Source organism: Corynebacterium mendelii, assembly GCF_017307055.1.
GTDB classification, from domain to species: domain Bacteria; phylum Actinomycetota; class Actinomycetes; order Mycobacteriales; family Mycobacteriaceae; genus Corynebacterium; species Corynebacterium mendelii.
The window spans coordinates 23,970-48,908 of record NZ_JAFLEQ010000012.1; the positions used below are offsets into that span (position 1 = coordinate 23,970).

Annotated in this window: 18 protein-coding genes; 7 read left to right on the forward strand and 11 right to left on the reverse strand. The window is 64.4% G+C overall.

Annotation, left to right across the window (positions count from 1 at the left end):
* Positions 1–2 precede the first annotated feature (2 nt).
* The 7 genes from JZY06_RS07160 to JZY06_RS07190 all read right to left on the reverse strand — a co-directional run bounded on the left by JZY06_RS07160 (position 3) and on the right by JZY06_RS07190 (position 11,158).
* The gene (locus JZY06_RS07160; protein WP_207278876.1) at positions 3–1,007 is read right to left on the reverse strand and encodes a FecCD family ABC transporter permease; all 1,005 of its coding nucleotides are present in this window, start codon (positions 1,005–1,007) and stop codon (positions 3–5) included.
* Between the two features lie 62 nt (positions 1,008–1,069).
* Positions 1,070–2,122, reverse strand: a complete 1,053-nt coding sequence (locus JZY06_RS07165; RefSeq protein WP_207278877.1) for a hypothetical protein — start codon at positions 2,120–2,122, stop codon at positions 1,070–1,072.
* A gap of 57 nt (positions 2,123–2,179) precedes the next feature.
* On the reverse strand, positions 2,180–4,378 hold the full coding sequence (locus JZY06_RS07170) for a hypothetical protein (protein ID WP_207278878.1): 2,199 nt from the start codon (positions 4,376–4,378) through the stop codon (positions 2,180–2,182).
* Positions 4,378–5,382, reverse strand: coding sequence for an ABC transporter substrate-binding protein (locus JZY06_RS07175; protein WP_207278879.1), 1,005 nt, complete (start codon positions 5,380–5,382; stop codon positions 4,378–4,380). Before JZY06_RS07175 ends, JZY06_RS07170 begins: the two co-directional genes overlap by 1 nt.
* Positions 5,383–5,564: 182 nt before the next feature.
* Positions 5,565–8,132, reverse strand: coding sequence for a YncE family protein (locus JZY06_RS07180; protein ID WP_207278880.1), 2,568 nt, complete (start codon positions 8,130–8,132; stop codon positions 5,565–5,567).
* A 268-nt stretch (positions 8,133–8,400) separates the two neighbouring features.
* Positions 8,401–10,674 carry a heavy metal translocating P-type ATPase gene (locus JZY06_RS07185; protein ID WP_330617177.1) on the reverse strand — a complete coding sequence of 758 codons (2,274 nt, stop codon included), beginning with the start codon at positions 10,672–10,674 and terminating at the stop codon, positions 8,401–8,403.
* 160 nt (positions 10,675–10,834) lie between these two features.
* Positions 10,835–11,158 (reverse strand): ArsR/SmtB family transcription factor, encoded by a 324-nt coding sequence (locus tag JZY06_RS07190; protein ID WP_207278881.1) that lies wholly within the window; start codon positions 11,156–11,158, stop codon positions 10,835–10,837.
* Positions 11,159–11,281: 123 nt separating this feature from the next.
* Between JZY06_RS07190 and JZY06_RS07195 the strand changes: the two genes are divergently transcribed.
* Positions 11,282–11,848: a TM2 domain-containing protein gene (locus tag JZY06_RS07195; protein WP_207278882.1), complete on the forward strand. Its 567-nt coding sequence runs from the start codon at positions 11,282–11,284 to the stop codon at positions 11,846–11,848.
* Between the two features lie 107 nt (positions 11,849–11,955).
* On the opposite strand, the gene JZY06_RS07200 is transcribed toward JZY06_RS07195, so the two are convergent.
* On the reverse strand, positions 11,956–12,429 hold the full coding sequence (locus JZY06_RS07200; protein ID WP_207278883.1) for an SdpI family protein: 474 nt from the start codon (positions 12,427–12,429) through the stop codon (positions 11,956–11,958).
* A 366-nt stretch (positions 12,430–12,795) separates the two neighbouring features.
* Here JZY06_RS07200 and JZY06_RS07205 point away from each other — a divergent pair, with 366 nt between their 5' ends.
* Both JZY06_RS07205 and JZY06_RS07210 read left to right on the forward strand, forming a co-directional pair.
* A complete protein-coding gene (locus JZY06_RS07205) occupies positions 12,796–14,094 on the forward strand; it encodes a dicarboxylate/amino acid:cation symporter (RefSeq protein ID WP_207278884.1) in 1,299 nt (432 codons plus the stop codon).
* Between the two features lie 172 nt (positions 14,095–14,266).
* On the forward strand, positions 14,267–15,376 hold the full coding sequence (locus JZY06_RS07210) for a hypothetical protein (RefSeq protein ID WP_207278885.1): 1,110 nt from the start codon (positions 14,267–14,269) through the stop codon (positions 15,374–15,376).
* A gap of 34 nt (positions 15,377–15,410) precedes the next feature.
* Here the strand turns inward: JZY06_RS07210 and JZY06_RS07215 are convergent, their stop codons facing one another.
* Positions 15,411–16,331, reverse strand: a complete 921-nt coding sequence (locus tag JZY06_RS07215; protein WP_207278886.1) for a hypothetical protein — start codon at positions 16,329–16,331, stop codon at positions 15,411–15,413.
* Positions 16,332–17,198: 867 nt separating this feature from the next.
* On the opposite strand from JZY06_RS07215, the gene leuS reads away from it, so the two are divergent.
* The 3 genes from leuS to JZY06_RS07230 all read left to right on the forward strand — a co-directional run bounded on the left by leuS (position 17,199) and on the right by JZY06_RS07230 (position 22,987).
* On the forward strand, positions 17,199–20,072 hold the full coding sequence (gene leuS / locus JZY06_RS07220; protein ID WP_207278887.1) for a leucine--tRNA ligase: 2,874 nt from the start codon (positions 17,199–17,201) through the stop codon (positions 20,070–20,072).
* Positions 20,073–20,229: 157 nt separating this feature from the next.
* Positions 20,230–21,534 carry an FAD-dependent oxidoreductase gene (locus tag JZY06_RS12490; protein WP_207278888.1) on the forward strand — a complete coding sequence of 435 codons (1,305 nt, stop codon included), beginning with the start codon at positions 20,230–20,232 and terminating at the stop codon, positions 21,532–21,534.
* A 163-nt stretch (positions 21,535–21,697) separates the two neighbouring features.
* Entirely contained in the window at positions 21,698–22,987 is a 1,290-nt protein-coding gene (locus tag JZY06_RS07230) for an NAD(P)/FAD-dependent oxidoreductase (RefSeq protein WP_207278889.1), read from the forward strand.
* A 24-nt stretch (positions 22,988–23,011) separates the two neighbouring features.
* Here JZY06_RS07230 and JZY06_RS07235 read toward each other — a convergent pair whose 3' ends face one another.
* The gene (locus JZY06_RS07235; RefSeq protein ID WP_207278890.1) at positions 23,012–23,449 is read right to left on the reverse strand and encodes a hypothetical protein; all 438 of its coding nucleotides are present in this window, start codon (positions 23,447–23,449) and stop codon (positions 23,012–23,014) included.
* 176 nt (positions 23,450–23,625) lie between these two features.
* Positions 23,626–24,435: an Fpg/Nei family DNA glycosylase gene (locus JZY06_RS07240; protein ID WP_207278891.1), complete on the reverse strand. Its 810-nt coding sequence runs from the start codon at positions 24,433–24,435 to the stop codon at positions 23,626–23,628.
* A 235-nt stretch (positions 24,436–24,670) separates the two neighbouring features.
* Here JZY06_RS07240 and JZY06_RS07245 point away from each other — a divergent pair, with 235 nt between their 5' ends.
* Positions 24,671–24,913, forward strand: a complete 243-nt coding sequence (locus tag JZY06_RS07245) for a hypothetical protein (protein WP_207278892.1) — start codon at positions 24,671–24,673, stop codon at positions 24,911–24,913.
* The last annotated feature ends 26 nt before the right edge of the window (positions 24,914–24,939 follow it).

The following is a 24,939-nucleotide window of genomic DNA, read 5'->3' on the forward strand; positions in this document are numbered from 1 at the left end:
TGTTACAGGGCCTCGATTCTGCGGCGGCGCACAATCGCGATGAAAAACGGTCCGCCGATGATCGTGGTGATAATGCCGGTCTGGATTTCCTGCGGCGCGATCACGGTGCGCGCCATAAGATCAGCCACCAGCATCACCACCGGGGCGCACAGTGCGGAAAATGGGATCATCCACCGCTGGTCGGGTCCGCACACCGCCCGGGCAATATAGGGGACCCCCAGGCCAATGAACATAATCGGCCCCACGGCAGCGGTGGCGGCACCGGCAAGAACAGTCACCGCCAGCATGACCATGGCCCGCAGGCGCACCACATTGACCCCCAGTGACGTTCCCTGTTCATCGCCCAGGGCCACCGCATTGAGGGCCGGTGCGGATACACAAGCCAGCACCAACCCCAGCACAATAAAGCCGACCACCGCTGTCACCACCGGCCAGCCGCGGTTTTCCACCGATCCGGTGGCCCACAGCCGAAACTCGTTGAAGGCATTCTGGTCCGATAAAATCACCACCTGCACAATGGAGCTGATCGCCATGGTGACAGCCACCCCGGCCAGAGCCAGCCGCACCGGAGAGGCGCTGTGGGATCCGCCGCCGCCGAGAACATAGACGAACACACTGGCCAGGGCGGCGCCGGCAAACGCAAACCACAGGTAAAACCAGATGCCGGTGATGCCGGCCACCGCCACCGAGACCACCACCGCCAGGGAGGCACCGGCGTTGACACCCAGTATCCCGGGATCAGCCAGCGGATTGCGGGTCAGTGACTGCATCAGCGCCCCGGCGGTGCCAAGGGCTGCACCCACCAGGATCACCAGAATGGTGCGGGGAATGCGTTGGGCGTAGATGACGGTGGTGTCGAAACCATCACCCGGGTTGAGCAGCAGATGCATCACCCGGCCCGGCGGAAGAGGGTTGGAACCGATGAAAAGCGAGGCCGCCGACAGCACAACGACCAGGACGATGCCGACAGCAAGACCGATGCGGCGGCGGGAACGGATGGTGTTCATGACAGGGGTGCGGGTTCTGTGGCGGGGGTGTGCGTGACGGGGGCGAAGATAAGGGGGGCGTCCTAGTTTTTCCGCCGGTTGACGTAGAGGTAGCTGGCGATGAAAGCGAATCCGACCACAAGGATCGCCCCGCCGACCAGCAACCCGATAACGGGTGCCCTGCCGCCCGGTGCGGCAGCGGCATCAGCGGCCGCGGCATCCCGGGAGACTTCCTCCCCGCGTGTGCCGCCCGTGCCCGGAGTGCCGGTGGCTGCGGTGGTTTTGGCGGCGGCCGAAGAATCATCACCGGTTGTTGCCGAATCCGGGATGTCCGCTGACAGGCTGGAGTGCGCCGCTGTCGGCTCAGTGCCGGCGGATGTGTCAGCTCCTCCCCCGCCCTGGGTGATGTTTTCTTCCACCACGCTGGTGACTGTGACGGCTTCCCGGGGAGCTGCCGCCTGCTGCCGGTTGCCGGAAGCGGCGGTGGTGTTCTGCCGGGTGGTGCCCGCAGCCGGGGCTGCGTCGGCGATGGACTGCTGGCTGCCGCTAGCCTGGTCCGCACGATTTTTGAGGAATTCCTCGTCTGCTTTGCTGTCGAGGGAAAGTTCATCGACATTGACCGTTCCCACCGGGGCGCGGGATCCGGCACCACCGGTACCGGTGGTGCCGGTGCCACCGGCGGATTTGGCGACCACCGTGAAGTTGGCGCCGCGCCGGGTGTATCCGTCGACACCTTTGTACTCACCGGTTTTGTCGTCGATGATTTCCGCGGCAGCCAGAAAACGCAGCCAGTGGCTTCCCGGGGTGGTGTCACAGTCGATGACCACCGATCCGCTGGCAGTCCCGTCGGAGGCGATCTGCTGCCGGGAGACCACCCCGGAGCCGTGCACCGACTGGTCGGAGTAGCCGGCCCCGTCGTCAATTTTCACATTGACTGTTTCACCGGCCGGGAAACCGGTGACCTTGTAGGAGATGCGTTCACACTGGGTGACGGTGGTGGGCGAAATAGTGGCACTGGTGCCGGGGGTGTCCGGGCCGGCACCGCCGGGCGGAAGAGCCTGTGACGGAACACCCGCACACAGCAGGGTGCCGATAAACAGTGCGGCGGCGGCAGGGATGCGCAAAAACAGTTTCACGGGGATGTCCTTGGTCGGTAATGGGTGGAAAAAGGGCGGATGGATGGGGGTTGTGCTCTAGGCTGTCGCCACCCGGCGGCGAACGACCACTGCCCCCAGACCGGTCACCACGGCAGCGCCGACGATCAGCAGCCAGTCGGTGATGCCCACAACCGGTGCCGCGGCCGCCGTTACCTGGGCGGCTGGCACGGTGGTGTCATTCGGTGTGGTGGTCGCCGCCGCAGCCTGCTGGGTCGGTGTGTGGGGTTGTGTGCCGGTCGGCGTGCCCCGTGTCAACGGCGCCCAGCCGACAAAACCCGACTCGGTGGTCAGCGCGATGGCATGCTCGCCGTCGGGGAGGGAAGAGATATCCAGAACAAACGACTTGTTGCCGTCCAACTGGGCAAAGCCGATGTCGTGGGCCAACCCGTTGACGAAGGCGCTGACATACACCCAGCTGCCGGGGGATTGACCGGTAACCACAATCGTCATGGCATCACCCACCACCGATGCGGTCACCGGACCTTTGTTGGCGTCGACAAGATCAGCCTCACTGGTCGGTTGGTTGTTCGGCGGGGAATCCGGTCGGGGTGTATCTGACCACCCGGGTGTATCGGCGGGAATCTCCCGGGTCACGGTTTTTTTAATCACCGTGACAACGGTGTCGGTGGGCGGGGCGGACTGTTGACCAACGGCGGGAGCGGCGGCAGCCTGTGTCGTTGGGGCACCAGTCGTGTCATCGGCAGCGGTGTCGGCGGGGCCGGTCGCCCCGATACCGAAGACCGCGTCGACCAGGTCAACGGTGGTGTCGGTTTTCTTGGCCACCGTGCCGATGTTGTCGACCAGCTGGAAAAGCGAATCCTGGTTGGTGTAGAAAAACCCGGGTCCGTCTGTGGCCAACGGTGGGTCGGCTTGTTTTTTCTTCGGCTCCGCGGGGGTGTCCACAGCAGTATCCCCACCGCGGGGGTTGATGGCTTCAGCAATATCCAGCGGTGTCCAGCCCATCAATGTTCCCTGCACACCCTCATTGCCGGACTGCAGCACAAGCTTCAGTTTGCCGGCGGGAATGTGCACTTCCTCGGTGATCGGCAAAACAAATTCGGCCCGGTCATTGGTGCGGAACCAACGCCCGCCCCAGGGCCAGATGGGGGAGGAATCCGGCAGAAACAGGGTCGGTATAAACCAGTCACCTTCCACAGCGCCGGGCACAGTGACAGTTATCGCGTCATCGCCCAATTCCGCTGTGACCCCGTAGCGGGTGCCCGGGGTCACGTCCCGCTCGTATCCCACCGGCGGCGGGACGGCGTTCGGCTCATAGGCGCCGATGACGAAATCGAGGGCATGGGAATTGCGGCTGGGAAGACTGCGGATCAGGTCACCCTGTTTCAACGATCCGGTCAGTGCCCGCAGGGTGTGCACACCCAGGGGAAACACCGGATCCGAGCCGAATGGTCCACTGTCGGTGCCGTCGGGAAGACGCATCACATAGGTGAAATCGCCGGTATGCGGATCAGTTTTCGTCAACCCCCACACCGTGGCGTTGGAGTTGACCAGGTGGCCGGGCACATGTTTGTACTTTCCGTCATCGATTTTGAAGGCGACGATGGATCCACCGTTGGTGGGGTGGCAGAATCCGGTGCCGGTGATGGTGACTTCACTCGACTGGTTGGGGCGGGCATCGACTGTCAGCGTCGGTGATGGTGTGGAGGGAACACATGTGATGGCTTCCCCGCCGTTGGGATCGACCCAATCAACCCCGCCCACCGGTATCTCCAGGGCTTTCAATGAACGGCGCACATCGGTGTCATCGGCCAGTCCCGAGGAGACCTGGATATCGAATCGCTGGCCCGGGATCAGGGTGTCGGGAAGGGTGGTGGTGAGGGAAAACCTGCCATCGTCGCCCGCTTTCGTCAATGCCCAGATCGTCGGGTCGGGATTGCCGTTGCGGGGATGGTTGATGATCCCGTCTGTGCGGGTGAGCATCTCGTCGATACCCGCGTCATCGAGCTGGTGCAGTTTGATCACCAGGGTGGATCCGGAACCGACGGTGCTTTGCCAGCCGGTTCCGGTGATGGTGATTTCCTGGCCGGGATCCACACCCGAGGGAACGGTTATCCCCACCCCGCTGTCGGTGACGGTGATGGAGTCGCCGCTGACGGTCTGTTGTGCTTCGGCGGCAAAGGACACCGGTGCGGCAATGATTGCCGGGGCTGCTGCTAGGGCGACAGCTGCCGTCAGGCGGGCAACCTTCGAGGATCGGGAAGATGGCTTCGTCATCACTTGCTGTTCTCCTCGGCGAAACGGGCGACATCGTCGATAATGTGGTTCATCAGTATCGGCCCCCCGGTGGAAGTCCACACCGCGCCCTGCACGGGAACAATGTGGCCTTTCTTGTATGCATTGAGAGTGCTGAAGCCGGGCACTTCCTCGGCTTGTTTCAGGGCGTCTTTGGCCCCTTGGACACCGGCGTCACCGCCGTTATCGGGGTTGGCGACCGACGATCCTCCGAGAGTTCCGAAAAATATCCAGTCAGCGTCGATTTCCTGCAGGTTTTCCGCCGACACCGGTTCGGAGTGGCCCCTGCCCCGCCGGTCCTGGTTGGGTGGACGTTTCAGTCCCAGATCGGTCAATGCCATTCCGGGGGGAAGGTCTTTCAAGATCATTGATGCGGAATTGCCCTGCCAGCGCACCACTGAGTAGGTGTCGTTGGCCAAGTCCCCCAGTTTCTTGCGGGTTTCGGCGACGTTGTTGTCGTAGCTGGCCAGAACTTCCTCGCCTTTGTCGACCATGTTGACGGCATTGGCGGTGTTGCGGAAATTCTCTTTCCAGTCACCGCCGGCGTAGCCGGTGTAAACCACCGGCGCGATCCGTCGGAGTGCCTCCACCACCGGGGGGTTGTTGTTGATCGATGTTCCATCGACCAGGATCAGGTCCGGTTGCGCGGCCCCGACAGCTTCAAAGTTGGGCTGTGCCACGTTACCGAGAAGCTCCACGCCTTCGGTGCGGTCTTTAAGGTATGGCGCAATATCGCGCTGTCCCCGGCCGGCGACAGCCCCCACGGGTTTGATCCCCAAAGCCAAAAGCCCGTCGAGAGTCGGCTCAGAGAGAGCGACAATGCGCTGCGGGTGGATGGGAACATCGACAACGGTGTCCTGGATATCTGTGATCTGACGGGTGTGCGTTGCTGATGTCTGATCGGTGGGACTGGCCCCGGAGCAGGCGGAGACGCAGGTGAAAAGACCGGTGCCCAAAAGCACAATCATTCGGCGGGCGAGGGACATAGGGTCGGACCTTCCATGGAGGGATGGGGTGGTGCAAGAAAAACAGACAGGCGGAGCAGCACAACAAGGCACCGGTCCCTGACGCGCGTCGTGCCCCGGCAGCGCCTTTTTGAGGCACTGCCGGGGCGTCCACGGCTGCGGGAATCAGGCGCGAAAGTGCTTTCGACCTGCGAATTGGGCCGTTAGCCCAGCATCCCCTTCAACTGCGGGGGAAGGGCGGCCATCAAACCAGCGGGCATCATCCCGGAGTTGAACAGGCTGAACATCAGCGCGCCGAGAACACCGAGCAGTGCCACTACACCGGCAATCGGACCCAGCGCCCCGCCGGAGCCTTGTTGATTGTTGCTGTCCTTGCCGTCGGAGGAACCGGACTTGTCGGACGAGGACCCTTCGCTGCCCTTGCCGGGAGTGTTGTTGTCACCCTCGCCGGGAGTGCTGTCGCCGCCTTCGCCGGGAGTGCTGTCGCCGCCTTCGCCGGGAGTGCTGTCGCCGTCGGGTTCAGTCTCGGCGTTCTTCCACTTCAGAACAACCACTTCATCGTTGTCTTTTCCGACCTGGGACTGTTTGTTGACCATGAAGATCCGGCCTTTGCCGTCGGTTGTCGCGAAGTTCGGGTTGTTGCCGACATCCAGGTTCGCGACCTTGGTCAGGGATTCACCGTCAACGACCGTGGCGGTGCCGGAGGTGCGGTTGAGAACCACGATCTTGTCGATGCTCTTGTCGTAGGTGATGCCGACAGGCTGGTCGCCGGTGGGCATGTTTTTCAAGACCTTGCCGTTGCTCATGTCGACAACAACCAGGTTGTTGGTCTTTTGACCGGCAATGTAGAGACGGTTGCGTTCGTGGTCGTAGGCCACATCGGTGCCGCGCTCGAGCACCATGTTGTCTTCGGCTGCGTCCTTGTTCAGATCAAAGACCGTGACGTCGTTGTTGGTGGTGTTCAACCGCATGACTTTGCCGCCGGCGAAGGAAGTCGTGTACAACATCTTGGTCTCGGGATCGATCTCCATGCCCATGGCGCCGGCGAAGCCGGGGGTTGGGACAGTGGAAACCTGCTTGGTTTTTCCGTCAATGACAGTCATGCTCTCATCTTTGGACACCGGTGAGGAAATGTAGACCTTGCCGGATTCTTCGTTGATCGCCACTGCCCGCGGGTGGCCGACGATGTCTTTGTCGAACTGTTGGATCAGCGAGAGATCCTTGGCGTTGTAGACGGCCACGCTGTTGGAGAGGGTGTTGGTCACCCACAGGTGGTCATTGTGGGGGGCGGCGATACCGAACACGCGGTTGTCATCGCTGACATTTGTCGAGGCCAGGGTCTCGAGAGTCTCCGGGTCGAGTTTCAGCAGCGACGAGGAGCCGCCGAAGTCGTTGCGGGTGACATACAGCTTGTTGTTTTTGCTGTCGTAGGCCTCCTGGTAGAGGCCGCTGGCGACCGATTTCTTGGTGACTTCCACCTCATCGGTACCGAAAATGGTGTTATCGGCTGTGACGACGGACCCGGTGGCCCAGGTCTCGACATAGCCACGTTCGTTTTTCAGACTCACAGACAATTCCTTGCCGATGAGGTTTTTGTCGTTGGGCAGGTCCAGGGTGAACTCAGTGGCGTGGTTGGCCCCGATGACCTTTTCTTCCTTGAGGAGATTCATTCCGCCGGTGAGCTTGAATTCCTCGATGGTCCCGCCGGCGGTGACGGCCGTGATCTTGGTGTTTTCCGGCAGGTTGCCCAGCGTCACCTTGGCGGTGGAATTGATGGCGGTGTTGTTCACCCGCGGATTGTCCACTGACTTGAATGACGAGTACAGGGCGGTGCGCTTACGGGTTTCGGCAATCGGTGTGGTCTCGTCCTTGGCGTCGTAAAGCTTGACGGAGTGGCCCTGGAAAGCCAGTGCTTTACCGTCTTTGACGTCCTCTGGGGAGACCACAATGGTGAACTGGTCCTTGTCGCCGCCTTTGGCCTTGTAGGTTTTGGAGGTTTTACCGTGGCCCATTGCGAACTCGACCGGGAAAGTTTCCTGGGAGTTGCCCTTGGTTAGTTTCGCGATCAGCTCCGTGCCCTCGGTCAGCCCCTCAGCCGACACGCTGTACACGACGGTCAGCTCATCCAGGCTGTTGGCTCCCCTGGGCAGCCGGGTGCTGCCGGGCTGCTGCATGATCAGCTTGGCGGCGGGTGTCGTCTCTTCGTCTCCCCCACCGGGGTTGGTGCTGGGTGTGACCTTGAACCAGGCGACCTTCGAGCCGCCGGGAATCAGGACGCGGACCCAGTACCAGCCGGCCGGAATGTTTTTCGGCACCTTGTAGTAGACGGAGAACGTCCCGTTGTCGCCAACGGGCTGTTTCACCACGGATGCTCCGCTGCTTTTATCCAGCTTTTCGAAGACATCCGGATCCTGTTCAAGCCATTGGGGCAGCGGATCACCGTCATCGGATTTGTCGCCATCCAAAAACTTGATGGTGATCTGATCGCCTTCGGTGTACCCGGTGCCCTGGATGAGCAGCCCCTTGCCGGCTTCGACCGATTCCGCGGCGGTAACTTTCTGCGGCCCGGACAACTCGGGCTTTTTGAATTCGGCGCCGTTGGCGGCGACTTTGCCTTTCACGCCCTGGGTGGAGCCCTGATCGGTGGTGGTGTCGTCAGCGGCGTAGGCGACGGCCGGAATACCGGCGGTGAGCATGGCGGTGGTGGCCAGTGCGGCGATGGCCTTGCGGCCGATGCGGTGGGTGGCGGAGCGGGAGGAAATCAACAACATGCAGTCCTTACAGTGTGTGGGGGCAGCTACGACACAATCCGGTGGTTCCCCCGGGAAAATCCGGAAGTCGTAGGGAAGGCTAGCCAACACTCGCAAGGGGATTCCAGTGCTGAGAGGTAACTTAACGTTAATTAGGCAAGGCTAAAAATGAAAAATGATTTCATTGGCCATTGGTGGCACGTGGCCGGGCAACATTTCCACTGGTCGCAAGCACGGTGCGTGGGTGTGGCCGTCGTGTCGGTCACACCCATCGCTGTGCTGTGATATATCACTCAGAGTTGCTGTGGTGTGTTAGTTTCTCCCCCCGAATGGGAGGCGCCGCAGGCGGGGTCCATCCGGTCACCCGGGCGGCCCGCAGGCCGTTGGCGATAATGATGACCTCGGCTGTTTCGTGGATGAGGACCACCCATCCCAGGCCGAGCACACCGAACAGTGCCAGCGGGGGAAGCACACAGATCACGGCCAGTGCCAGGATGATGTTCGCGGTGATGATCCGCCGCCCGCGCCGGGCGTGCCTGACAGCTGTGACCAGTGTGGCGAGGTTGTCGGAGCGCAAGGCCACATCGGCTGATTCCACGGCTGCGTCGGTGGCTTTCGGCCCCATGGCAATTCCCACATCGGCCCGGGCCAGGGCGGGTGCGTCATTGATGCCGTCACCGATCATGGCGGTGTGGTCCCCGCCGACGTAGTCGGCTTTGTCGCCGGGTGCCAGTTGGGCGTGGATATTGGCCGCATCGATTCCCAGCCGGGTGCCGACGGCTGTGGCGGTGGCCTGGTTGTCGCCGGTGAGCATGACCGGTTCAATACCCATGGACATCATGTGGGTGATCGACTCCGCGGCATCGTCGCGCACCGGGTCGGCGACGGCGATGATGCCGATGATTTTCGCGCCCCACGCCACGACGGCCACACTGCGGCCCTGGTTTTCATGGTGGGTGACCCGGTCGGCGAAGCGTCCCGGGTTCAGTGCCCGCGGGTTGGCCACTGTCACCGACTGGCGCTCAACCACCCCGGAGACCCCTTTGCCGGGGTGCTCGTCCAGGTGGCTGACGGTGGGAAGGGAAAGACCCTGGTCTTCGGCGGCCTGGGTGATGGCCACCGCCAGCGGGTGGGTGGAGGTTCTTTCCAGGGCGGCGGCCAGTTCGAGGGTGCGCCCGTCACCTTCCACGGCCACGACTTTCGGGGTGCCGGTGGTTAGTGTTCCGGTTTTGTCGAAAGCGATCCGGTTGATGGCCCCGAGGCGTTCGAAAGCCGCCCCGGAGGTGACCACCACGCCGATTTTGCTGGCCGCGCCAATAGCGGCGATCACCGTCACCGGGACCGCGATGGCCAAGGCGCAGGGGCTGGCCGCGACCAGAACCACCAGGGCACGGTTGATCCAGACGTGCGGATCCCCCAGCAGTGAGCCGATGGCCGCCACTGCCGCGGACACCGCCAGCACCGTGGGGATCAGTGGGGCGGCGACGGTGTCGGCCATGCGGGCGCGCTCCCCTTTGTCCCGCTGGGCGGCGGTGACCAAAGACACGATCGTGGTCAGGGTGTTGTCGCTGCCGGGGGCGGTGGCTTTCACCGTGACCGGCGAGGACTGCACAATCGCCCCGGCGGGGACACTGTCACCTTCGTCGACGGCAACCGGAATGGATTCACCGGTGACCGCCGAGGCGTCAATGGCGCAGTTTCCCCACACCACGATTCCATCGGTGGGGATGCGTTCGCCGGGGAAAACCGCGAACACGTCACCGGCGGCCAGGTCAGCGACCGGGATCTGCCGGGTGGAGGCGCTGGCCGGTGACAGTATCGATCGCCGACCCTTGTCCACCACCAGTCGGACGGTGTCGGGGATGAGGGACACAAGAGCGGTCAGGGATGCCCGGGCCCGCCGCATGGCGGTGTGCTCCAGAGCCTCCGCGAGGGAGAACAGAAAAGCCAGTGCCGCGGCGGATGATATTTCCCCCAGCGCCACGGCACCGGCCGCGGAGATCGTCATCAGCAGCCCGATGGTCAGGCGTTTCGGGCCGGTGACAAGACGGGTCAGTGAACCGGGCACGAACTGGGAAGCGCCCAGTGCCAGCGCCGCGAAGAAAAACAGCGGATGGGCCAGATGACCTGCAACCAGCATCACGCCGGCTGCCAGCGGCACCAGGATTGAGCTGTCTTTGTACCAGGGGGTGTTCTGCTCGGTGGTGACGGTTTCGGGTTCCTCCACACATCCGCAGGCGTCGACAAACCCAATCGGGGCGGCGGCCGGTGCCGTCTGGCTGCTGCAGCAGTCATCGTCACAGGACTGCCCGCAGTCACTGGCGGTCCCGCAGTCACTGTCGGCCCCGGTGTCGTCCCGGCCGCAGCTGTCCCCGCTGGTGTCGCTGGCACAGCCGCAGCCGTGTGTACCGCTGTCATTGGTACAGCTGGTGGGGGGTGCGGTGTCATCGCCGCAGCTGTCGTCGCAGCCGCACCCGCAGCCGTCGGGTGAGGGGGAAATGTCGTTCAGGGGGATGTCGTTGCTGCCCGCGGGTGGCGGGGTGCCGATGGGTGTGTCATTCACGGAAAAAATCAGGTCCCTTGGGGTGTGTTGTCGGTTGGTTGGTGGTCGCGGCCGGCCCGGTGGGGCCGGCCGGTGGAAAAACAAGGTGTCAGGCACAAATCCGGGGTCCCGGGCTTTGCGGTGCGGTGGGGCGAAAAGTGCCCCGCACGCCGGGACGCGGTCACCGGGTGCAGCCGCAGGGGCACTTTTCGTCCGGGTCGGTGACCAGCGTGACGTGGCCCAGCGCAGTGAGCGCGTGGCCGAGTTCCGGGGAAGAGATGTCATAGCGCACCCGCCGGCCCTGTTTGGTGGCTGTCACCAGTCCGCAGCCGCGCAGGCATGCCAGATGGTTGGACACGTTGGCCCGGGTCAGCCCCAGGTTGTCGGCCAGCTCGGCCGGGTAGGTGCAGCCGCCGGTAATGGCCAGAAGAATTCTGCATCTGGTGGCATCGGCCAATGCTTTGCCGATGCGGGTCAGTGCGTGGGTGGAGGCGGGTGTGCTCATACCCGAGATAGTACAGCAATAACTGTATTAAAAGGAAGGGGGTGCGCCTGCGGGGTGGCGGGTAGGGTGATGTCTGTATCTGTGTGACCTGATTGCCCCATCTTCCCGGAAGGAATGATTTCCATGGACCGCAACGCCGACGGGCAGCCGGATTTTTTCCGTTCCGGCAGCTTTGATGCGGCAGCAGCCTGGGACAACAGTGCGCCGCAGCCGCCGGTGCCACCGGTCGGCCCGCCGGGGCACACCACCGTGCCGCCGCGAAGCGGGGTCGGCCATTTCGGCATTGTTCCGGCCGCGGGCTGCGGCAATCCCCTGGCGGATGCGGCCGGCCCGGGGCATGCCGCCTTCCCGGTTCCGGTCCCCGGCACGCCGCTGGCCGGGCCGGTGCCGGTGGATGATCAGGCACTGGGCTGGGCGCGGGCCGCCTACCGCACCCAGTCGCGTGAGGCCGGGGTGACGGTGGTGCTGTGGCTGTGTCTCGGGATCTTCGGTATCCACCGCTTTTATCTGGGCCGTGCCGTCAGCGGCATCGCCCAGTTTCTCACCGGCGGCGGTTTCCTGGTGTGGTGGCTGGCCGACGTGTTTGTCCTGAAATCGATGATCGACCGCCGGAATCTGGACACCTGCCTGTCCGTTGCCGCCCGCTTCGGGGTGCCGCCGGAGTTGGTGGCACCCGACCTGTTTGCCTGAGGCCGCCGCCGGGCACCTGTGGTTGCGGGATTTGAAAAACCCGCCGGAGAAATCCGGCGGGTGTCGTGGTTGCGGGACAGTGTCGTCGGCGGGCCCGGGTGGGGGCTTTACGTCCCGGCGGCGGTGCCGGAATCGGTCGATTGCGCGGCTTTGCGCACCGCCTCCAGGTTGACCTGCGGGCCGGTGGCGCCACCGGCCCCGCCGCAGCAGCCGCCGGGTGCGGGCTGTGCGGTGCCGTCGATATCCATCTTGCTGTCGATCAGGGCCACCGCGTTGGCGCCCATGGCGGCCCCCACCCCAATCAGAATCAGCCCGCCGGCCAGGGCGATCGCCGGGATGATCCACAGCCAGCCGCGGGCGGTGAAGGTGACCATGGAGCCGAGCACGAACACCACCCCGCCGATGGTCCACAAGGGGCCGGCGACTTTGTGGGCGATCTCCCACAGGGCCGGGGAGCGGCGGACCTCCGGGATGCGCAGGCCGACGACCGCGTTGCCGGGCAGTCGGCCGGTCCATGCCAGCACACCCGCGGCGATGACGGCGAGAGCGAAAACCAGGAAAACGACGGCCAGGATAGTCATGCCGTTTACTCTATCGCCTGCCGGCATGGTGGCAACAATCACAGCGCACCCATCCGGCCGCACAGGGAAAACGCCGGTCACGGCGGCAGGGCGGCAGCCCGGGACAGCCGGTGAAGCTGTGAGAAGTTTTTAATACCTGCTCACAATTCTTTAAGATAGGACAAACCCGCGCACACTGATCGGTCCATCCACCGCAACAGGGTGCCGGGTGCGGTGCACCGGGCCGCAGGTGCTGCGGCGGTGCCCACCATCCGCGTGTTCCCGCCGCGGCGGCCACACCGGTGCCGGTCTTTTTGTGACAGGACCGGTGCCGCATGTCGGCTGCCCCGGCGGTATGGATATCCGTCAACCCGAAAATTTTCCCCCATGCAAAAACAGAAATTCACCTCCACGCTTCTTTTCAAAATCATTGTGGCGATCATCGCCGGCATTGTCTGCAGTTTCTTCCTGCCGGAGCCGCTTGCCCGCGTGTTCATCACCTTCAACGGCCTGTTCGGCAACTTCCTCGGATTTTTCATCCCGGTGCTGATTTTCGCCCTGATCACCCCGGCGATCGCCGGTATCGGCCGCGGTGCCGGAAAGTGGCTGGCGATCACCACCGGTGTGGCCTACGCCTCGACGGTTTTCGCCGGTCTTTTGGCCTACGCCTCCTCCCAGGCGATCTACCCGTGGCTGTTGGCCGGGGAATCGACCGCGGAAGCAAAAGACGTCGACTCCGGTGCGCTGAGCTCCTACTTCACCATTGAGATGCCCGCCCCGGTCGGGGTGATGACCGCCCTGCTGCTGGCTTTCACCCTCGGCGTGGCGATGACCGCGGTGAAATCGGACACCCTCTACAACGGGGTGCGTGACCTGGAGCGTGTGATCATGCGGGTGATCACCCGCTTCATCATTCCGCTGCTGCCGGTCTACATCTTCGGCATGTTCCTCGGCATGGGCATGAACGGCAACCTGACCGCCACACTCACCACCTTCGCCAAGGTGCTGCTGCTGGCGGTGATCATGACCATTGTGCTGCTGGTCATCCAGTATCTTCTGGTCGGCGGGATTGCCCGGGTCAACCCGTGGAAGGCGTTCGCCACGATGCTGCCCGCCTACGGCACGGCGTTGGGTACCTCCTCGTCGGCGGCCACCATCCCGGTGACCTACGCCTGCGCGAAGAAAAACGGCGTCGCCCCCTCTGTGGCCGGTTTCACCGTCCCGCTGTGCGCCACCACCCACCTGGCCGGTTCGATGATGAAAATCTGCCTGTTCGCTTTCGCCATCATGTCGATGGACGGCATGGATCTCCCGGCCGGGAAAGCCATCGGCTTCATCCTCATGCTGGGCGTGACCATGGTGGCCGCCCCCGGTGTTCCCGGTGGCGCGATCATGGCCGCCATCGGCCTTCTGGAATCGATGCTGGGGTTCTCCCCGGAACAGCAGGCACTGATGATCGCCGCCTACATTGCCATCGACTCCTTCGGCACCGCCTGCAACGTCACCGGTGACGGCGCGATCGCGCTGATCATCAACAAGTTCGCCAAGGGCCAGATTTCGCGTGCCGAACTGGTCGACACCCCCAACTTCGAGATCGACTCCGTCATCGAGGAAGACATCGAGGACACCACCGCCGCCGACAGCCGGGTAGAGTCCAGCGCCCCCGACGGCAGACACCGCCTGTAGACCACCGGGTGGCAGCCACCACCCCGGCCCCGCAGACAGCGGAATTTCAAAAAAACAACCACCCCGCCCGCCGCGGGTTGTGCCCGCCACCAGGGCGGGCACAGCCTGCGGCGGGTTTTTCCGTGCCCCTTGCCCCGGTGGGTGACGGGTGCGGCCACTAGACTTGGGGGCTGTGAAAAAAACCCGTGTCACGCCAGCGCTTGCCGCAGTGGTGGTGTCTGCCAGTCTTGCCGTCGGTATCCCGGCGGTGTCCTCCCCGTGGGCCTCGGCTTTGTCGGTCACCGCCCCCGTCCCGGCCCGCACCGAGGTAGCGGTGTTTGACGGTGCCACCGGCTCCTGGAGCGGATCCAACGCCACCCGCCCGGGGCCGTCGCTGTCGCTGGCCAAACTGTATCTGGGCTATGCGGTCATCGCCGCCGGGGACCCGGCCGACGCGGCGAAAGTCCCGCACATGATCGCCACCTCCGATGATGCGGTGGCATCCTCTCTGGACGCCACCTATCCCGGGGCCATTGACTGGACCATCACACGGTTCGGTTTGACCGGCACCACCGCCGGGCCGACCTGGGGCTGGGGCAGCACCACCATGAGTGATGTGGCCTATTTCGTGCAGGCCATCCGGGACGATCCGGTGGGGCAGCCGATCCTTGAGGGCATGAGAGCCGCCACCCCGGTCGCCGCCGACGGCTACCGGCAAAACTACGGCACCTCCACCATCGACGGGGTGTGGGCCACCAAATTCGGCTGGGATGATGACGGGCTGATCAACGCCACCGTGTCAGTGGGCCGCGACTTTGTTGTGGCCGCCCGCACCACCGGCCCCGCAGATCAGCTCACCGCCGACCTGTCGGGGTTGGGGGCGCGCCCGGGCCACAACTTCAACCGGGCCAACACCGCCGATCCGGTATTCGACCCGGCGGCCGCCACCGGGCGCATCCCCGACCCGGACCACAGCGCCGGGCACGCCGATGCGGTCTACCGGCCCGGTGACGCCGTGCCGCTGCACATTGTCACCGACCGGATCGCCTGTGCCGCGGGCGGCTCATCGGCAGCACTGTCCTCGGGCCTGTCGTCGGCAATCAGTGCGTCCGTGACAGTGCCGGGCTGGCTGGCCACCATGGTCGCCGCCTGCCCGCGACCCACCGTAAGCCACGCCACCACTGCTGTCACCGACGCCGACCGGGCGGCGATCCGCACCGACCCGCCGGGTTCGCTGCGCCGGGCACCGCTGACCGAACAACCCTGGTATCTGCGCCGGCACGGGCTGCCGGTCCCCCGCTAGACCAGTCACGGGACCGGCCCGGCTACGCCACCTGTCACCAGGTCGGGATGGGCCGCGGCAGGGCCAGCTGCAGCTTGCCCGACCAGACATGGTCAGTGTCGCCGTCGGCCCGGGGAAGTATTCCCGCCGCCGGGCAGCCGATCACGGCCGGGTTCGGCTCCTGCCCGTCATAGACCACTGTCAGCGGGGAGCAGCCGGTGGTGGTCCTGGCGAGCGCCCGGTACATCAGCCCGGCATAGAACTGCAGCCAACTGTCGGTTCCCCAGTGCAACAGCGCCGCATCACGGTGCAGGCTGTAGCGCCCGCAGCCGGCGGCAACCGATTCGGCAACACTGACCGCGGTGCGGAAAACATCCATGACCTCCCCGTGGGGGCGGGTTGCGAGCTTGTCCCGCACATCCCTTCCGAAGCGGTAGCTGAACAGGTTGAGCATGATGACCCCGTCGACTTCCGCCCCGTTGCCGACCCATGACCGGTCCGGTTCATCCTCGTCGGGTTCGGCGACGGGAATGAAATCGGCGGCCGGGGTATGCCGCAGCCGCACCAGCCCCTCGGTTGTGTGGCGCACCAGACGCAGATGCCCCCGGCAGGCACGTTCGGTGACGCACCGGCTGTACGGGTCAAGCGGCCGGGGCGTGCCGTCGGCCGCCACCGACCCGCCGTAGGAGGGGGTGCGGCCCATGCACAGCAGCAGATGCGGAATCTGTTGTGTGGCCAGGTCTTTGACCACACCGTAGAAATAGCGGTGGGTGTTGTCCGGGCCGTCCCACACACTGACCGCCACCCCGTCAAAGGGGTCGGTGACCCGGTGGATACGGACGGTGTCTTCGACGGCCAGCCCGCAGCGGGCGACCGTGGCCCGGGCGATACGGGCCAGATTCAGCAACACCGTGGGCGCTGCCGTCCCGGAAGCGGTGTCCGTCGAATCCGGGGTGGGGGATGGATGATCGTGCATGGCGGTAAGCCACCTTTCCTGGAAAAAAAGAGGGAGATGTCGGTGCGCCGGGAAGAAGAACAATCCACCGGCCGGCCTGTCGGCGATCCGGGCTTCTTTCCGTCCGGCGCGCCCCCACTGTTTCAGCCCACACAAGCCTGTGACAAGCGCAAACAGGTCACTGCACTCGCATTTTCGCCCCCGCCCCCGTGGTGTTGTCCCCCGCCGGTTTATCCCCCTTCCCAACGCCGGATGTCCCGAATTTCCCTTCCCTTTAAAATCAGAATAAAAAAACACCTTTCCCCATTGGACATCGCTATGGACCCTGTGTGAAGACAGTGGGGGCGGGAAGAAAAAAATCCTGGAAAAAATTGCCGTGGGGGTGGCGGCTCCCACCGCGGGGAACCCGCCGGCAGCCCCGGGACCCGGTGACACCGTGGCGGAACCGGGATTCCGGCACGCCGGGCATCTGGCCGGACATACCGTGGTTCGTCGATCAAAGCCCAAAAGCGGGGGTGGGTGACAGCGGTCGACATTTTTCCCGCCGGGTGCGGCAGGGCGAAAAAACAACGGCCGGGAACGTGCTGCGGATTGCCGGCACCGCTGCCGGGGCGATGTCCCCCGGCCCGGTCCACCGGATTGTCAGCGATCACCCGGCAACAAGCGGCGACCAGCCGGCTGCGGCGGTGGTGCAGGCCAGCGAAAAAATCCCGCCGGTGATGCTTTCCGGAAGACCTCCCCGGACCACCCGCCGGGCGCGCCGGGCGTGACAGGTGTTTTCCCGTCTGTCCGCCCCCACCGGATGCCTGTGGTTGTGCCGGCCGGGGCGGCAAGGAAATCCGCGGGTGGTGTCAGGGGGTTTCACACAGGTTGACTATTCTTTTTGGCATGACTAGACCGAGTGAAGTTCCCGCACACCGTTACTCACCGGAGCTGGCCGGGAAGATCGAAAAAACCTGGCAGAGCTACTGGCGCGACAACGGCACCTTTCAGGCCCCGAACCCTGTCGGCGATCTGGCGCCGGCCGACGGTGTTCAGGTGCCGGACAACAAGTTGTTCGTGCAGGACATGTTCCCCTTCCCCTCCGGGGTGGGGCTTCACGTCGGTCACCCGCTGGGCTACATCGCAACAGATGTGTTCGGCCGTTTCCACCGCATGCTGGGCACCAATGTGCTGCACACCATGGGCTACGACGCTTTCGGCCTGCCTGCCGAGCAGTACGCCATCCAAACCGGCACCCACCCGGCGGTGAAAACCAAGGAATCCATCGCCAATATGGAACGCCAGCTCGATCTTCTGGGCCTGGCGCACGACAAGCGCCGCAGCTTCGCCACCACCGACCCGGACTACTACCGGTGGACCCAGTGGATTTTCCTGACGATCTTCAACTCGTGGTTCGACCCGGAAGAAAACAAGGCCCGCCACATCGACGAGCTGATCCCGCTGCTGGAATCCGGTGCCCGCCCGGTGCCTGCGGAACTGGCCGACCAGTTCGGTACCACCGACTACGCCAGCCTGGACCGCATCCAGAAAGCAGAGGTCATTGACCGCTACCGGCTGGTCTACCGCTCCTCGTCGATGGTCAACTGGTGCCCCGGTTTGGGTACCGTGCTGGCCAATGAGGAAGTCACCGCCGAGGGTAAATCAGAGCGCGGCGACTTCCCGGTCTTCCGCAAGAAACTGTCGCAGTGGATGATGCGGATCACCGCCTACGCCGACCGGCTGGTCGACGATCTGGAATACCTGGACTGGCCGGACAAGGTGAAAGCGATGCAGCGCAACTGGATCGGCCGGTCGGTGGGCGCAGAGGTCGACTTCACCTGCCAGGGCCACAAACTCACTGTGTTCACCACCCGCCCGGACACCCTGTTCGGCGCCACCTACATGGTGCTGGCCCCCGAACACGAGCTGGTCGATGACCTGGTGGCCGGCGGCACCGGCAGCTACGACGGCATCGACAGCCGGTGGACATTCGGGGAAGCTTCTCCGGCAGCGGCCGTGGCCGCCTACCGGACGGCGATTGCCGCGAAATCGGAGCTGGAACGCCAGGAAAACAAGGACAAAACCGGTGTGTTCACCGGCGCATACGCCACCAACCCGGTCAACGGTGAGAAAATCCCGGTGTTCATCGCCGACTATGTGCTCACCGGCTACGGCACCGGCGCGATTATGGCTGTTCCCGCCCACGACGACCGCGACTGGGAATTCGCCACCGTTTTCGGCCTGCCGATAGTGGAGGTCGTGGCAGGCGGCAATACCAGTCAGGCCGCCTACACCGAATCCGGGAAAGCGGTTAATTCCGCCAACGACTCCGGCCTGGACATCAACGGGCTGGCCAAGGTTGATGCGATCGCACAGACCATCGCCTGGCTGGAAGACAAGGGTGTGGGCACCAAGAAAATCCAGTACAAACTGCGTGACTGGCTGTTTGCCCGCCAGCGCTACTGGGGCGAGCCCTTCCCGATTGTCTACGACTCCGACGGGCTGCCGCACGCTTTGCCCGAATCCATGCTGCCGGTGACCCTGCCGGAAGTCGACGACTACAAGCCGGTCTCCTTCGACCCGGAGGACAAAAATTCCGAGCCGCACCCGCCGCTGGCGAAAGCGAAAGACTGGTTGACGGTGGAACTGGATTTGGGTGACGGGCCGAAAACCTACACCCGGGACACCAACGTCATGCCGCAGTGGGCCGGCTCCTCCTGGTACCAGCTGCGCTACATTGATCCGAACAATGACCGGGCTTTCTGCGACAAAGACAACGAGGCCTACTGGACGGGGCCGCGCCCGGATATCCACGGCCCCAACGATCCCGGTGGCGTCGACTTTTATGTCGGCGGTGTGGAACACGCCGTGCTGCACCTTTTGTACTCACGCTTCTGGCACAAGATTCTGTTTGATCTGGGGTATGTCACAAGCAAAGAGCCCTACCGCCGGCTGTACAACCAGGGCTACATTCAGGCCTACGCCTACCGGGATTCCCGCGGCATGTGTGTGCCGGCGGCTGAAGTGGAAGAAAAAGACGGCAAATTCTTCTACGACGGCCAAAAAGTCACCCAGGAATACGGCAAGATGGGCAAGTCGCTGAAAAACGCCATCGCCCCGGATGATTTCTGTGCCGAATACGGTGCCGACACGCTGCGCGTCTACGAGATGTCGATGGGTCCGCTGGACCAGTCGAAGCCGTGGGCGACCAAAGACGTCATCGGCGCGCAGCGGTTCCTGCAGCGCCTGTGGCGGCTGGTGGTTGATGAAACAACCGGCCGGTGCGTGGTCACCGCCGATAAACTCACCGACGGGGATGCGGCGAAACTGCACCGCACCATTGCCGGTGCCCGCGACGACTACGAGAACCTGCGGCTGAATACGGTGGTGGCGAAACTGATCGAATACGTCAACTACCTGACCAAAACCTATCCCGCGGGCGCACCCGTCGACGCGGTCGCCCCCGCGGTGCTGATGCTCGCGCCGGTGGCCCCGCACATCTGTGAAGAGCTGTGGCAGCGGTTGGGCCACGACACTTCACTGGCCTACGAGCCCTTCCCCGACTACGACGACAAGTGGCTTGTCGATGACACTGTCACCTACCCGGTCCAGGTCAACGGCAAAGTCCGGGCCACCATGGAAGTTCCGGTCGACGCCGACAAAGACAGCATTGTCGACATGGCGCTGGCCCAGGACAATGTGCGGGCCCATGTGGACGGCAAAGAAATCCGCAAGACGATTGTGGTGCCCGGAAAAATCGTCAATATCGTCGTCGGCTGATCAGCTGTCACGGCTATTTCCGCAGCGTGTGGCGCACAGGGGTGCGCCACACGCGGCACACTGGCTAATGTTGTTCACGGCAGGCTGGTGTGTGCGCAACCACCGGCACACTGGTTTTTTACCCGCCCGTCCGGTGGCGAGGAGTCGTTGAACACACATGGATGCTGACGTCGTTGTTGTTGGTGCCGGGGCCGCCGGTGTGGCTGCCGCCATCCACTTGGCCCAGGCCGGCCGGGAAGTGCTCGTGCTGGAGGCCGCCGATCATGCCGGTGGCCGCGCCCACACCCGCACCATTGACGGTTTTCTGCTGGATGAGGGGTTCCACACCTTCAATCCGGTGTACCCGGAAAACGCGATGATGCTCGATATCCCGGCCCTGGATCTGCATCCCCTGGCCCCCGGGCTGGCGGTCAAAGACCAGCCGGAAGCACCGTTGGCGCTGTTCGCCAAACCGGGGTTCAATCCCCTGGTCACCGCCTCCACCCTGGTCACCGCCGCGCGGCAGGGAATGTTCAGCCTGGATACCGCCCGCGGCGCCCTGCGGTGGATGCTTCCGGCGATCAACACCCGCTCCGCCTATCCCTTTCCCGGTGATGAACCGGATATGCCGCTGAGCGAGTCGTTGGACCGGGCCGGTTTCCCGGAGTCGTCGAAACAGCTGCTCATCATGTTTTTCGCCGGGGTGCTGGGCGAGGACAAGGGGGAAAGCTCGGCGACGTACGCCAAATGCATGCTCAAGGCTTTCACCGCCGGGCAGCCGTCGCTGCCGGTGCGCGGTATCGGCATGATTGCCGAACAGCTGGTCCACCGGGCGCAGCAGCTCGGGGTGCGGTTTTGTTTCTCCACCGCTGTGGCCGGGGTGGATGAATCCCGCGCCGACCGGCCGGTGGTTGCCGTCGTCGACGGTGACAGTATTACCGCCAACCATGTGGTCATCGCCACTGACGCCGTTACCGCCGCCGACACTTTCGGCAGCACAGCCCCGGCGATGCGGGGACTGTCGACGTGGTGGTACGCCGCCGATGAGCCGCCGGAAGGCAAACATTTGACCATGGATCCGCATGCCCGCGGGCCACTTGTCAATACGGTGGTAATGAGCAACACCAACCCGAATCTGGCGCCGGTGGGAAAGCATCTGGTGCAGGCCTCGGCGATCATCAAAAACCACCGGGCACTGACCGACCGGGAAGCCCTGGACCACATGAGTTTCATCTGGGGCATGGATCCGGGCCACTTTGAGCTGATTGTCCGCGACGATATTGTCCGGGCGCTGCCCACCCAGCTGCCCGGCCGTGAGCCACGCGCCCCGCAGACGCTGCGCAATGTGGTGTTCGCCGGTGACTGGTGCCATTCAGCCACCCTCAACGGGGCGCTGGTGTCCGGGCGGCTGGCCGCCGGGGCGGTGCTGAGGGCCAACAACCGTTCCACCATGGATGCCACCACCCCGCCCAAAAAGAGCTGAAGGGTGGAAAAAACGGGCCGGTTCCCCCGGTGAACATGCTTCCGCCCGCCCGGCGGGGTGGGATAGACTGTCCCCGCGAACTCCCGTTGCACCGGGGCTGTCCCGGCGCCGGGCCCCGGGTGGGGCTGACCCCTATTTTTTGCGAGGAGCTGATCCACACGCCATGGAGGCAGACGTCATCATCATCGGTGCCGGTGCGGCCGGGCTGCGGGCGGCCGGCATTCTGGCGGCTGACGGGCTGTCGGTGACCGTGGTCGAAAAGGACCCGCAGATCGGCGGGCGGCAGAAAACCCGCCTGATCGACGGCTTCGTCGTCGACGAGGGCTTCCATGTGTTCAACCCGCAGTACCCGGAGGCGGAGAAAGCGCTCGACTATGCTGCCCTGGATTTGCACTACTACGACACCGGTGCCTGTTTCCGGGTGCCGGGCAAAAAACAGGGTCAGCCACCGCGGCTGGTGTCACTGGCCTCCCCGCTGCACCATCCGCAGCGGTTGACCAGCCTGTTTTCCTCCGGGTTGGTCGATCCCCCGTCGGTGGCCGCCTGCATCAAATGGTTCGACCCGCAGTTGGCGAGTACCCGCACCTACAGTTTCCCCACCGGCAACCCGGACTGCACCCTGGAAGAAGGCCTGGACAAAGCCGGCCTGACCGGGCCGATGCGCCGGGTGTTCGACACGTTTTTCTCCGCCCTGTTCACCGACTGGTCGGCACAGACCTCCAACGAGTTCGCCCGGGTGATGGGCTGGCTGTTTCTGGCCGGCCGGGCCGCGATTCCCGGCCGCGGTATCGCCGCGATTCCCGCCTACCTGGCCTGTCAGGCGACATCCGCCGGGGCGCAGGTGCTCACCGGAACCGAAGTCGTGGCCGTCAACCGGGATGAGACAACACCGTCGGTCACCCTGGCCGACGGGCGCACCATGACCGCAAAAGTGGTGGTTGTCGCCTGTGACCCGGATGGGGCGGCAGGGCTTATGGGCACCACGCCGGTACCCATGAACGGTTTGAGCACCTGGTGGTTTGCCGTTGACGGCCAGCCGCACCCGTCGAAGCAGCCGATGATCGATACCACCCGCTCCGGGCCGTTGTCCTCGACGGTGGTCATGTCCAACATCAACCCGGCATTGGCCCCGCCCGGCACATCACTGATCCAGGCCACCGCGGCCTGGGGGCGCAGCACCGATCCGGCGGAGGTGGCAGAACACGAGGTGCGCCGCCACGTGGCCGATATTCTCGGGGTCGACACCCGCGGCTGGGATCTTCTGGCCCGCGATGATCTCCCCCACGCCCTGGTGTTCCAGCAGCCCGGCCGACCGGCCCGCACCCCGACCGTCGACGGCGGGGTGAGTGTCTGCGGCGACTGGTGCCATTCGGCCAGTTTCAACGGTGCGCTGCTGTCGGCCGAACAAACCGCGGCGGCGGTGGTCGACCACATTTTCGGGCGGGCGCGCTAGCGCCCGGCGTGCCCGGACCGCACCCTAGCGGGGCCCGGTTGTTTCCAGCTCGTCGAGCAGCCGGGCGATCTCCTGGTCGGTGATGATGATTTTGGCCTGTTTTTCCTCCGCGATACGCACCGCCAGGGTGAACACCATCTCCAGGGCATTGCGGGTGGAGGGTGAATACAGTGCCGCCTGGCCGGTGACCTCATCGGTGGTGATCAGCCGGGCCACCGCAGCAAGCTGCAGCAGCGCATCGGCCAGGCCGTCAAAATGAGCTTCATGGCTGACCCGGGCGGCGGTTGCCGCCGCATCCGCGGCTGCGGCCGGAAGGGGGCTGTCGGCCAGGCAGTCGGGCGGGAAAGGCGGCCAGTGCCCTTCCGGATCATTGGGGTCGAATACCTGCGGATCACGGGGGGCGATATGCTGCCTGACGAACGCCACCAACCACTCCGTGACAGTCTTGTCGCGAGCCACCATAGCTGCCCCATCTCCTTCATTGGTCATTCCCGTTTTCTCCCCGGCCCGCCGGTGCCTGCGGCACCGGTCGGCCACGCCGGGACTCTCCGGAGTCTATCAGTTGCCGTTAAGCCAGTTTTCACATCATACCAATGGGGTGGGCCGGCCGGGCGCGGGCGGCCCCGGCCACCATCCTGTCACCGCTGGCAGGCGGGGCAGTAAAACAGGTTCCTGCCTTTGACGCTTGTGACCGCCACCGGTGTGCCGCACACCAGACAGGGCTGGCCGGCCCGCCGGTAGACATACACCTCACCGCCGTGGGCATCCTCCCGCGGCGGGCGGCCCATCGCCTCCGGGGTGTGGTCGGGGCGGACAGTGTCAATCCGACCCACCGCCACCCCATCGGCCATCAGGGACACCAGATCATCCCAGATGGCGTCGAATTCACGGCGCCTGATCTGTGTGCCCGGCCGCGACGGCCGGATCCCGTGGCGGAAGAGCACTTCCGCCCGGTAGATGTTGCCCACCCCGGCAAACAGCGCCTGGTCCAGCAGCAAATCCCCGATCGCGCGGGAAGATGCCGCCACTTTTTTCCACACCGGTTCCGGATCGGCATCGGCGCGCAGTGGATCGGCCCCCAGTTTCGCCACCGCGGCCGCCTGCTCTTCCCCGGTGATCAGCCGGCACCACTGGGGGCCGGTCAGATCGGCGGCCTGCCGGTCATCGGCGATCCGCAGACGAACATGACCGACCGGATCGGCCAGCGGCCTGACACGCAGTTTGCCGATCAGCCCCAGATGAATGTGGATGATGTGGTCCGGGATATCCGAGTCGAAGTCGATGAACAGATGCTTGCCCCACGCTGATGCCCCGGCCAGCACTGCACCGTCCACCCGGGCAGCCTCGGCGGCGAAACGCCCCTGCGGCGAGGACACCGCGGGAACCTTCCCGCCGAATTGACTGGTGATCTGGGTGGCGAGCCTGTGGATGACGTGACCTTCGGGCATGGTTGCCAAGTCTACGAGCCGCCCGCGCCGCACCGGTAACGGTGGGTGGTGCCCCACCGCCGGCGCAGGCGATCAAACACAGAAGCGACAAAAAGGGAAGGAGGTCTCGGAGGGTGGGCATACAGTTGACATCAACAACCATCAATCCCCGCCCGGCAGACACCGGGCAGCCGGCAAACGCGCCATCTGTTGCCGTGCGCCGGAACAACAAGACAATCAGGGAGAAAGAACCACAATGAGCAGCAACACCAGAACCCCTTACGCCCTTGTCGACAGCCTCGGTGAGTTCGAGGATGCCCTGGCATTGGTCAACGCCATCCGGGTCAGCAGCGGACTCCCGGAATTCGCCGAGGACAGGATCCCCGAGTTGCGGGCCGAATGGGAGTATGAGGAGCAGCGGGCGCGCCAACTCTGTGAAGAAGACGCCCGCGCAAAGGCGGAAAAGGAACAACACTCCGCCACAGATGGCACCGCCTGACCATGGTCCGCCGTCACCGGCGGTGG